At 41.6% G+C, this 11,381-nt stretch carries 10 protein-coding genes and 1 pseudogene; 9 read left to right on the forward strand and 2 right to left on the reverse strand.

The genetic code is table 11. The features are described 5' to 3' along the window. Positions 1-790, forward strand: a pseudogene (locus AC1DUW_RS14120) (hypothetical protein); the annotation flags it as partial. A 458-nt stretch (positions 791-1,248) separates the two neighbouring features. Then, positions 1,249-1,896, forward strand: a complete 648-nt coding sequence (locus AC1DUW_RS14125; RefSeq protein WP_477642786.1) for a DUF2642 domain-containing protein — start codon at positions 1,249-1,251, stop codon at positions 1,894-1,896. 29 nt (positions 1,897-1,925) lie between these two features. Here the strand turns inward: AC1DUW_RS14125 and AC1DUW_RS14130 are convergent, their stop codons facing one another. Continuing rightward, positions 1,926-3,197, reverse strand: a complete 1,272-nt coding sequence (locus tag AC1DUW_RS14130; protein ID WP_053347063.1) for a replication-associated recombination protein A — start codon at positions 3,195-3,197, stop codon at positions 1,926-1,928. Positions 3,198-3,562: 365 nt separating this feature from the next. Here AC1DUW_RS14130 and AC1DUW_RS14135 point away from each other — a divergent pair, with 365 nt between their 5' ends. After that, positions 3,563-3,688: a hypothetical protein gene (locus AC1DUW_RS14135; protein WP_477642787.1), complete on the forward strand. Its 126-nt coding sequence runs from the start codon at positions 3,563-3,565 to the stop codon at positions 3,686-3,688. An 80-nt stretch (positions 3,689-3,768) separates the two neighbouring features. Here AC1DUW_RS14135 and AC1DUW_RS14140 read toward each other — a convergent pair whose 3' ends face one another. After that, positions 3,769-4,425, reverse strand: a complete 657-nt coding sequence (locus AC1DUW_RS14140) for a nuclease-related domain-containing protein (protein WP_477642788.1) — start codon at positions 4,423-4,425, stop codon at positions 3,769-3,771. Positions 4,426-4,901: 476 nt separating this feature from the next. On the opposite strand from AC1DUW_RS14140, the gene cymR reads away from it, so the two are divergent. From cymR to AC1DUW_RS14170, 6 genes are all read left to right on the forward strand, one after another. Next, a complete protein-coding gene (gene cymR, locus AC1DUW_RS14145; protein ID WP_053347061.1) occupies positions 4,902-5,321 on the forward strand; it encodes a cysteine metabolism transcriptional regulator CymR in 420 nt (139 codons plus the stop codon). 60 nt (positions 5,322-5,381) lie between these two features. After that, complete coding sequence (locus AC1DUW_RS14150; RefSeq protein ID WP_477642789.1) at positions 5,382-6,527, forward strand: cysteine desulfurase family protein; 1,146 nt, start codon at positions 5,382-5,384, stop codon at positions 6,525-6,527. Between the two features lie 29 nt (positions 6,528-6,556). Further along, on the forward strand, positions 6,557-7,672 hold the full coding sequence (mnmA, locus tag AC1DUW_RS14155; protein ID WP_477642790.1) for a tRNA 2-thiouridine(34) synthase MnmA: 1,116 nt from the start codon (positions 6,557-6,559) through the stop codon (positions 7,670-7,672). Positions 7,673-7,795: 123 nt separating this feature from the next. Next, entirely contained in the window at positions 7,796-8,461 is a 666-nt protein-coding gene (locus AC1DUW_RS14160; protein ID WP_056528508.1) for a tetratricopeptide repeat protein, read from the forward strand. 36 nt (positions 8,462-8,497) lie between these two features. Continuing rightward, entirely contained in the window at positions 8,498-10,906 is a 2,409-nt protein-coding gene (gene recD2 / locus AC1DUW_RS14165) for an SF1B family DNA helicase RecD2 (protein ID WP_430082189.1), read from the forward strand. A 118-nt stretch (positions 10,907-11,024) separates the two neighbouring features. Further along, positions 11,025-11,381 (forward strand): LemA family protein (locus AC1DUW_RS14170; RefSeq protein WP_477642791.1); only part of this gene is annotated, 357 nt, incomplete at its 3' end.

The raw sequence follows: 11,381 nt of genomic DNA on the forward strand, positions 1-11,381 counted from the left end.
TACAACAGAAAGCTCATCAGAAGAAGTCAATACAACAGAAAGCTCATCAGAAGAAGTCAATACAACAGAAAGCTCATCAGAAGAAGTCAATACAACAGAAAGCTCATCAGAAGAAGTCAATACAACAGAAAGCTCATCAGAAGAAGTCAATACAACAGAAAGCTCATCAGAAGAAGTCAATACAACAGAAAGCTCATCAGAAGAAAGCAATACAACAGAAAGCTCATCAGAAGAAGGCAATACAACAGAAAGCTCATCAGAAGAAAGCAATACAACAGAAAGCTCATCAGATGAAAGTAGTTCAACAGAAAGCTCATCGGAAGAAGKCAATACARCAGAAAGCTCATCAGAAGAAAGCAATACAACAGAAAGCTCATCAGAAGAAGGCAATACAACAGAAAGCTCATCAGAAGAAAGCAATACAACAGAAAGCTCATCAGAAGAAGGCAATACAACAGAAAGCTCATCAGAAGAAAGTAGTTCAACAGAAAGCTCATCAGAAGAAAGTAGTTCAACAGAAAGCTCATCAGAAGAAAGTAGTTCAACAGAAAGCTCATCAGAAGAAGGCAATTCAACTGAATGCCTTATCGAGGGATTTGGTACAATTGAATTCTCCACAGAAGAAAATAATTTAAATGAAAATCCAGCTGAGGGTGAAGAGAGTGTCGATCCTGAGGGTGAAGAGGATGTCAGACCTGAGGGTCGTCGTCGTCGTGTAAATATATTTAAGCAAATGTGGCTTGAAAATATGATTAAAGCATCGAAGGGTATCTATAAAGAAGAAGATTGACCATACAGGTACAGCAACCAACAAAGTTGTTGTGCCTTCTTTTGAAAGTGGACATGCCGCTAGTGCTCGTAATGGAAAATGTATTCTATTACTCTTAAAAGTGTAACCCTTTTACTGGTTACGAGGAGCGATTTTACTGTGGCTACAAGCGCGTCGATAGCAGTCCACAATGGTCTAAATTTAATACTGTAAAGGTCATCGGGATAGAATTGAGAGATTGAAATGTTGTTTCTCACTGATGAAACCCTAACACAGTTATGACTAATTTCCAGAAAAAATTGGCCAAGCTAGGCAATTCAAATGTAATTTAGCCTAAGCATTCCGGTTACAAAATAAGAAAGGCCTAGTCTTAGCGTTTAACTGACAGTTTTACATCCTGCCTGTGGATGATTTGTACAAAATGGCTTATTGGTGGGATTTGAGTTTTTTAAACAATAAAATAGAAAGGTGGTCACAACTTGTTATCTAAAAATATTGGTCAGTATATTGAACTAGAACTCTCTGGTAATATTCAAGTAGTTGGGATTTTAATAGAAGCAAGTTCGGACATTATTGTCCTGTATACGGGAAAAGTGTACCGCTACATTCCATTAAGGCACATTAAAAATTTTTCCTTTCCAATAACGGATGAGGAGATTGAGAGGGGGGTAGATCCAGAAATCAGTGAGACGTCGTTCCGCAAATTGTTGATGAACGCGAAGGGCATGTTTGTTGAAATTTTACTCGCTAAAACAAATCCGGTCTATGGCTATATCGTTGGCATTATGAATAACTACTTCGTCTTTTATTCACCTGTTTTTAAAACGATGTTCATCTCGATGGATCATTTGAAGTGGCTTACAGTTTGTGATGAAGAAAAAGGGCCGTACGGCTTGAACAAAAGTGAACAACTACTTCAGGTCTCTACTTTAAGCTGGGCACGGACATTAGAGGAACAGTTAAAAAAGCTAACCAATAAACTGGTCGTGCTCAATTTAGGTAGGAATCCGATGGATATTGGGAAAATCAATCATCTGCAAGACAGCATCATTGAGATGGTGAATGCTCAAGGTGATACGGTTTTTGTCAATATGAGACATGTGAAAAGCTTTCATTTTCCACAATGAAAAAACTCCGGGTCTGATGTGATCCGGAGTTATTTCTTTTTCTCAATATTTTCATAGACCGAGGCAAGGGCTTGTTCAAATTTCCCGCTCTTTTTCGGTTTATAATATTTTTTGTTGCGCAGTTTGTTCGGTAAGTATTGCTGCTTCACCCAGCCGTTTTCGTAGTCATGCGGATATAGATAGTCGATGCCTCGGCCGAGATCTTTTGCCCCTTTGTAATGGGCATCCTTAAGATGGTCAGGCACGTCACCGCTATGGCCGCTGCGAATATCAGATAAGGCTGCGTCAATCGCGATATAGGCTGTGTTTGATTTCGGTGATAAGCACAGCTCGACAACTGAGTTGGCCAGTGGAATCCGGGCTTCTGGAAAACCGAGCCGTTCAGCAGCTTCAACTGCAGCGAGGGCTCGCGGGCCAGCCTGCGGATTAGCAAGACCAATGTCCTCGTAAGCAATGACGACCAAACGGCGGGCAATGCTGACAAGGTCGCCGGCTTCCACCAAGCGCCCTAAATAATGAAGGGCAGCATTCACATCGCTGCCACGGATTGATTTTTGGAAAGCGGACAGGACGTCATAGTGAGCATCTCCATCCTTGTCATGTGAAAAGCTTTTTTTCTGCATGCATTCCTCGGCAATTTGTAAATCTATAATAATCGTTTCAGACTCGTCAGGTTCGGTGGAAATAACAGCGAGCTCTAGGGCGTTCAGAGCGCTGCGGACATCTCCGTTCGAAGCGGTCGCAAAATGCGTAAGGGCATCAAAGCCGACCTCTGTTTTATATTGACCAAGTCCGCGCTCTTCATCATGAAGTGCACGTTCCAGGGCTTTTGTGATATCGCTGATTTCCAATGATTTGAGCTCGAAAATCTGGCACCGGCTGCGGATTGCCGGATTGATTGCATGATAAGGATTACTAGTCGTCGCGCCAATTAAGGTAATCATCCCGTTTTCGAGATAAGGCAATAAGAAATCCTGTTTCGCTTTATCAAGGCGATGGACCTCGTCAAGCAGCAAAATCACTTTACCAGACATCTTCGCTTCAGCAGCGACAATCTCCATATCTTTCTTGTTATTGGTTACCGCGTTCAGCGTCCGGAACGCAAACTTCGTGCTTCCGGCAATCGCACTAGCAATCGATGTCTTACCAATTCCAGGCGGACCATACAGAATCATTGAAGATAACTGCTTGGCTTTGACCATCCTTGCGATAATCTTTCCTTCACCGACCAGATGCTCCTGCCCAATGATTTCATCAATCGACCGAGGCCGCATCCGGAAAGCAAGCGGTTTAATATTCATTGCGCACCTCTCCTTTTTATATAAGGTATCACAAATAAAGGGTAAAATGCTCTGATTATGCTGTGAATGCAGTTGAATTAGTATTTAAATCGACCTTCAGTGAATGAATTCGTCCGTGGGTCGGAATAAATCGACCTTCAGTGAATGAATTCGTCCGTGGGTCGGAATAAATCGACCTTCAGGAAGAAAATACGTCCGTGGGTCAAATTAATTCGACCTTCAAGAAAATAATTCGTCCTTCACACCATTTATTTCGTCCTATCCTCAATAATCGAACGTAAAGAGTAAACTCTTCCTTTGGTGTGGCCAGAATGATTTAACTTTAATGAAGTTAATAACTTTTTTGCGCTGGATGGAGATTTGAGTTGGAGGAATTACCGGAATTCGCTGTTGGTAATGGTAGGTTTAACGAGGCATACATAATCCTGAAGTGCGGAGGTGTGAGCATCATGGGAAGAATGCAAACATATGCGGCAAATCCACTTTCTTAATCTCCTCTCCATAGAAAATGCATAGCATTTATGGCAGTACACTCCTGTTTGAAGGGCGTTAATAGGAATTCCATAACTTTCTAAAGCATTGGAATATAAGGTGTATGTTCGTCGAGCAATAAAGTAGATATTCTCTTCATATCTCTAGTTGAAAAGATTTTCTTTTTATATTTTTCTTTGAATTCTCCAATTTTTATAAGAATACTATCTTTACGTATCACTTTTCTATTAATATCTCTATTCTCAGCTCGTATTATAGTTGACGAATTGGCACTGACGACTAATGTTTCTACTGGAATGTTGATGATTTTTTTTGATTTCAACCATTCTAACAGCTGTTGGCGCTGCCGGTTCACTTGCAGAATTGGATCATCAAAAGCTTCCGTTTTTCCATCTGTATTTGTGCGGATAAGTTGATTGAATGTGTTGTCGAAATAGATTTCACCAGCCATGTTTTTCACTTCAATAATTAATAGAAAATAAGAAGTAAGAATAAGAATGTCCATTTGGAAGGGGAAGGGTGATCCGATTAAACGGAGGTCATGAAAGAGAAGATACTCTTTTTCAGGAAGGGCATTTAGAGTAGATAAGACTCTATATTCTCCACTATATCCAGCTTTGATTTTTTTGATATCTAAGTTTAATATCGGTTGCTTAGCATGATCAGGTGGTAAGCGCCTCATTAGAGCTTCTATCATCTGTACTTTTAAAGGTATCTCGCAATCTTTTATAATCATGTAACCACTCCTTATCGATCTTTTATTAGAAACATTCTCTATTAATGATAGGTTTCCTGTATTTTTAGTAAAAATAAATGTGTCAAAGAACAGAACTTTCGTTTTAAAAAATGTACGCTGGTATTACAACGAAGATAATTCGTCCGTCAGCGGCACAATCGTCCATGAGAGAAGATAATTCGTCCGTCACGAGGAATAATTCGTCCTTGAGAGAAGTTAATTCGTCCTTGAGAGAAGTTAATTCGTCCGTCATGTGGAATAATTCGTCCTTGAGAGAAGATAATTCGTCCGTCACGAGGAACAATTCGTCCGTCACGAGGAATAATTCGTCCTTGAGCAATATATTTAAGCTCTTTTCCTACCTCTCCAATTTGGATAATTTGACAAATGAAGGGCGGGTGAATGCATTTCTAGTGGGAATATGCTATAATTTCAACAGAATTTATAAACGGATAAATAATATGAGGTGTATATTAATGAAGATATCTACTAAAGGCCGCTATGGTTTAACGATCATGATTGAGCTTGCTAAACATTATGGAGAAGGTCCGAAAAGTTTGAAATCGATTGCTCAGACGCATAGTTTGTCAGAGCATTATTTGGAGCAGCTGATTGCGCCACTTCGTAATGCAGGATTGGTGAAGAGTGTTCGTGGTGCATATGGTGGGTATGTCCTATCAAAAGATCCTCAGGAGATTACTTCTGGTGATGTCATTCGCGTATTGGAAGGACCGATTACTCCGGTTGAGGGAATTGAGGATGAAGAGCCGGTAAAACGTCAGCTTTGGATTCGGATTCGTGATGCTGTGAAGGATGTATTGGATAATACTACGTTGATGGATTTGGCGAACTACAAGGATACTGGTGAAATCAATTCTTATATGTATTATATTTAAGTGATTAGCAACGCGCCTATTATATAGGCGCTTGCGTTTTTTAATGGAGGCGACAAAAAAGTGAACAGAATATATTTAGATCATGCTGCGACTTCACCGATGCATCCGAATGTGATTGATAAGATGATGACAGTCATGAGCCATGACTTTGGTAATCCGTCTAGTATTCATGCGTTCGGGCGGGAAGCGCGCCATGTTTTAGATGAAGCGCGTTTAAGTATTGCCACAAGTATCGGGGCCGGGCGGAATGAAATCATTTTTACGAGCGGTGGAACAGAAGCAGATAATACGGCGATTATTGGGGTTGCGAATGCGTATAAAGAAAAGGGAAAGCATATCATTACGACAGAGATTGAGCACCATGCAGTATTGCATACATGCCAATTCCTTGAGAAGTCTGGCTTTGAGGTCACATATTTACCTGTGAATGAAGCGGGGCTTATTTCGATTGCCGATTTAAAAGCGGCATTGCGGGATGATACAATTTTGGTTTCGGTTATGTTCGGCAATAACGAAGTTGGGACTATCCAGCCGATTGCTGAAATCGGACAACTGCTTAAAGATCATCAAGCCTTTTTCCATACTGATGCGGTACAGGCATATGGACTGATTCATATTGATGTCCGCGAGTTGGGCGTGGATTTGCTGAGTGTATCAGCGCATAAAATCAACGGACCAAAAGGAGTCGGCTTTTTATATATGCGCGAAGGGTTAAAGCTGAATCCCCATTTATATGGCGGAGAACAGGAGCGTAAACGCCGGGCTGGTACGGAAAGTGTGCCGGCAATTGCTGGCTTTGCCGAAGCGGTTTTGATTGCTCAAAGTATGATGGATAAGAAAACGGAGCAATACTTGCAATTTAAAGACGTATTGCTTGCCGTCTTTGACGAGGCGGATGTACAATATGAAATTAACGGATCTATGGAGCAGTCGCTGCCACATGTGCTGAATGTTAGTTTTCCGGGTACGAATGTTGAATCGATGCTCGTTAATCTGGACTTAGCCGGTGTTGCGGTATCAAGTGGATCTGCTTGTACAGCTGGGTCAATTGAACCGTCGCATGTGCTCGTAGCGATGATTGGAAAAGGTTCGGAGCGGACGAAGAATTCGATTCGTTTCAGCTTCGGTCTGAACAACACCGAACAGGAAGTTAGGCAGGCTGCTGAAACAACCGTGAAGATCGTTAAAAGATTGGTACAACAATAATTTTTTCTTTAAATAAATGAGGTGACAGAATGAATAAAGCACCACAAGACACCTGCGTCGTCGTTGGGATGTCAGGAGGCGTCGATTCTTCTGTGTCAGCCCTGCTATTGAAAAATCAAGGCTACGACGTAGTTGGGATTTTCATGAAAAACTGGGACGATACAGATGAAAACGGAGTCTGTACAGCAACGGAAGATTACAATGATGTGATTGCCGTTTGTAATCAAATCGGTATCCCTTATTATGCAGTCAACTTTGAAAAGCAATATTGGGATAAAGTTTTTACGTATTTCTTGGATGAGTACAAAGCAGGCCGTACGCCGAATCCGGACGTAATGTGTAACAAGGAAATTAAGTTCAAGGCATTCCTTGAGCATGCGGTAAGCCTTGGTGCTGACTATGTAGCGACAGGTCATTACGCACAGGTTGAATACAGAGATGGCGAATATAAAATGCTTCGCGGTGTCGATAATAATAAAGATCAAACGTACTTCTTGAACCAGCTTACTCAAGAACAATTGGAAAAAGTCATGTTCCCACTTGGTCACATTGATAAGAAGGAAGTTCGTGAAATTGCGAAAGAAGCGGGTCTTGCAACGGCAACGAAAAAAGATTCAACCGGTATTTGTTTTATCGGGGAACGCAATTTCAAAGAATTTTTAAGCAATTATCTTCCAGCACAACCAGGTGATATGGTTACGATGGAAGGCAAGGTAATGGGTAAGCATGATGGTTTGATGTATTACACAATCGGGCAACGTCACGGTCTTGGTATTGGCGGCAGCGGCGAGCCTTGGTTCGTTGCGGGAAAAGACTTGAAGCGCAATGTTTTATATGTGTGTCAAGGCTTTGATAACGATGTGCTTTATTCCAATTCCCTGAATGCTGTGAATGTCAGTTGGGTAGCAGAACATAAACCTGCAGCGGAATTTACGTGTACGGCAAAATTCCGGTACCGTCAAGAGGATAGCGGCGTTACGGTGAAAGTATTGGAAAGTGGCGATGTCGAAGTCATATTTGACGAGCCAATCCGCGCGATTACACCTGGACAAGCAGTCGTTTTCTATGATGGTGACGTATGCCTAGGTGGCGGTACGATTGATGAAGTATTTAAAAAAGGTGAAAAACTGACTTACGTAGGGTAAAATAATCATGTCCCCAGCTGTGTTTGCGGTTGGGGACTTCTTTTGGATTGTGAACAGCAACGTCTGAATTACACTGCTAGCTTATGCTATACTTTTTAATATAAAAATGGAGCGTGAATGATCATGGATAAAAATCAACAAGGTATTGAGTTTATGCAACAAGGAAAATACGAAGAAGCGGCTAAAGTTTTTAATGAGGCTATAGAAGAAAACCCGAAGGAGCCGGTTGCATACATAAACTTTGGAAATGTACTTACAGCTGTCGGTGAAACGGAAAAAGCCATCAAGTTTTATAAAAAGGCGATTGAGCTTGATGAAAATGCAGCAGCTGCTTATTATTCGCTAGGGAACTTATACTACGAATCAGATGCTAAATTAGTCGAAGCGAAAGATATGTTTGAAAAAGCAATCCGTTTGGGTCTTGAGAACAGCGATGCTTACTTTATGCTTGGATTGACGTTGATGGCGTTAGATCAACCGAAATTGGCTATGCCTTATTTACAGAGAACGGTGGAATTGAGTCCTGAGGATGTGGATGCAAGGTTCCAGTATGCGCTTTGCCTAGCAAATGCGGAACTGTATGATGAATTGATCAATCAATTGAATTTAGTGGTTGAACAGGATCCAGGCCATGCGGATGCTTATTATAATTTAGGGGTTGCGTTTGCAGGGTACCGTGAAGATCCGCAAGCTGCGATAACATATTTTGAAAAAGCATTGGAAGCACAGCCAGACCATATGTTGGCGGCACACGGTAAGAAATTGATGGAAGAAATGAATGCTGAATAAATAGACGACATATGTATGGAAGGGTGGGGAGAAGCGTTGAGCCAGCAAGATTCGATGGATTTGTTTGCAGAAGAGAAAATGTTTATGAAAGGAAGTCATTTAGTGACGATCTTTCATAATGAAGAAAATATGTACTCGGTTGTAAGAATCCGTGTGAATGAAACGAATTTGAACTATGACGAGAAGGAAGCGGTCGTCACGGGTTATTTTCCGAGGATGCATGAGGATGAGACGTATATTTTTTATGGAGCAATGAAAGAGCACCAACGTTTTGGTCTTCAATTTCATGTCGAGCATTTTCGAAAGGATTTGCCCCAATCCAAGGAAGGAATCGTCAGTTATTTATCTGGTGAACTGTTCAAAGGTATTGGGAAAAAAACAGCCGAAAGCATTGTCGAAACACTCGGGGAGAAGGCAATTTCTAAAATTCTGGCTCAGCCTTCCATACTTGATGATATTCCGAAGCTATCCGGGGAAAAGGCGAAGAGTCTCTATGATACTTTAGTCGAACATCAAGGTCTGGAACAGGTAATGATTGCTCTTAATCAATATGGCTTTGGTCCACAGCTGTCTATGAAGATTTATCAAATGTATAAGCATGATACAATCACCATGGTTCAGGGAAATCCATATAAGCTTGTGGAGGATATCGAAGGAATTGGTTTTGGGCGAGCGGATGAGCTTGGGCATCAGCTGGGCATTTCTGGTAACCATCCTGATCGTATCAAGGCTGCGTGCTTATATACACTAGAATCACAATGTCTGCAGGATGGAAATATCTACATAGAAGCTGAGCAGCTGTTGGAAGCTGTCAAGCGGCTACTTGAGGAAAATAAGCGCGATCGAATTGAGTTCACAAACATTTCCTCGGAAATAATCGAATTAACGGAGACGGGGAAAATCGTTGTCGAAGATCAACGAATTTACCTGCCATCCCTTTACTATTCTGAAAAGGGAATTGTTATGAACATCAAGCGGATGCTAGCACAAACCGAGTATGAAGACCAGTTCCCAGAATCGGAATTTTTACTGGCACTTGGTAAGCTGGAAGAGCGTCTAAATGTTTCCTATGCCTCAGCCCAAAAAGAGGCGATACAAACAGCCCTGCAGTCGCCTATGTTGATTCTGACGGGTGGACCTGGTACGGGGAAGACAACGGTTATCAAAGGGATTGTCGAGTTATATGCCGAACTTCATGGTGTATCTATGGACATTAACGATTATAAAAAAGAGGGCAGCGATCCGTTCCCATTTGTGCTTGCGGCACCTACTGGACGTGCAGCGAAACGCATGGCTGAATCGACGGGGCTTCCCGCTGTTACGATTCACCGCTTGCTCGGATGGAACGGAAGTGAAGGCTTTTCCCATGATGAAGATAATCAGTTAGAAGGCCGCATTGTCATTATTGATGAGGTTTCTATGGTGGATACGTGGTTAGCTCATCAATTGTTTAAAGCCTTGCCGGAAAATTGCCAAGTGATTTTAGTTGGTGATGAAGATCAGCTGCCTTCAGTCGGACCGGGACAGGTGCTAAAGGATTTGCTTGCTTCGAATTGTGTGCCGACTGTCAGTCTTGAGCATATTTATCGTCAAGCGGATGGTTCATCAATCATTGAACTGGCCCATGATATAAAAAAAGGCCGGCTTCCAAATGATGTTACGAAGCAGCAGGAAGATCGATCGTTCATTCGCTGTAAGACTGACCAAATCGCTCAGGTTATTGAGAAAGTTGTTGCGAATGCCAGGACGAAGGGTTTCACTGCCAAAGATATTCAAGTGCTGGCCCCAATGTATAGAGGACCTGCCGGGATTGATGCATTGAATAAAATGCTGCAAGAAGTGTTTAATAGCAATGTGAATGAAAAGAGGCGGGAAATCAAGTTTGGAGACGTGATCTACCGAACGGGAGACAAAGTGCTTCAACTGGTGAACCAGCCGGAAGAAGGCGTCTTTAACGGTGATATGGGTGAAATTGTGTCAATTTTGTTTGCGAAGGAAAATACTGATCATGTCGATAAGATCATTATATCGTTTGAAGGCATTGAAGTAACTTACACGAAGCAGGATTTGAACCAGATTACCCACGCGTATTGCTGTTCAATCCATAAATCGCAGGGAAGCGAGTTTCCCATTGTGATTTTGCCTGTTGTAAAAAGTTATTATCGGATGCTCCGACGTAATCTATTGTATACAGCGATTACCCGAAGCAAGAATTTCTTGATACTTTGTGGTGAAGAAGATGCTTTCCGTTTAGGTATCGAGCGCAATGATGAGATGCGCCGGAAAACTACATTACTTGAAAAACTTCGTGAAACATTGAATGATGAAGGAATGCCAGCTGAATCTGCAGAGTTGCCAATGCAAGAGGAAAGTTATTTTGACATACTGATGCATGAAGATCCGATGATTGGGATGGGCAATGTCACACCTTATGATTTTATGTAGGTGGAGATAATATCTGGTTCTTTACCTGGTTTGGATAAATTTTGTTTAACATTCATAGTTTTAGTGGAACTAATATAGAATATAGTTTATATGTGCAGAAAGAGTAAGGAGGATTTGGATGAAAAAGGGATGGATTATAGGATTAGTTGTTGTCGTGTTAATTGTCATATATGGGGTTTCTTCTTACAATGGTCTTGTAAGTGCCAATGAAGACGTCGACAATAAGTGGTCACAGGTAGATAACCAATTAAAACGAAGAGCAGATTTGATTCCGAATCTTGTGGAAACGGTAAAAGGTTATGCATCGCACGAAACTGAAGCCATTAAAGCGGTCAGTGATGCACGTTCGAAGTTGGCAGGTGCTAATTCAACGAAAGATGCCATTGATGCAGATCAAGAACTGAGTGGGGCGTTAAGCCGTCTTTTGGTGGTCGTCGAGAACTATCCGGATTTGAAAGCAAATGAGAACTTTAAG

It is taken from the genome of Peribacillus sp. P4_C12, assembly GCF_056402095.1.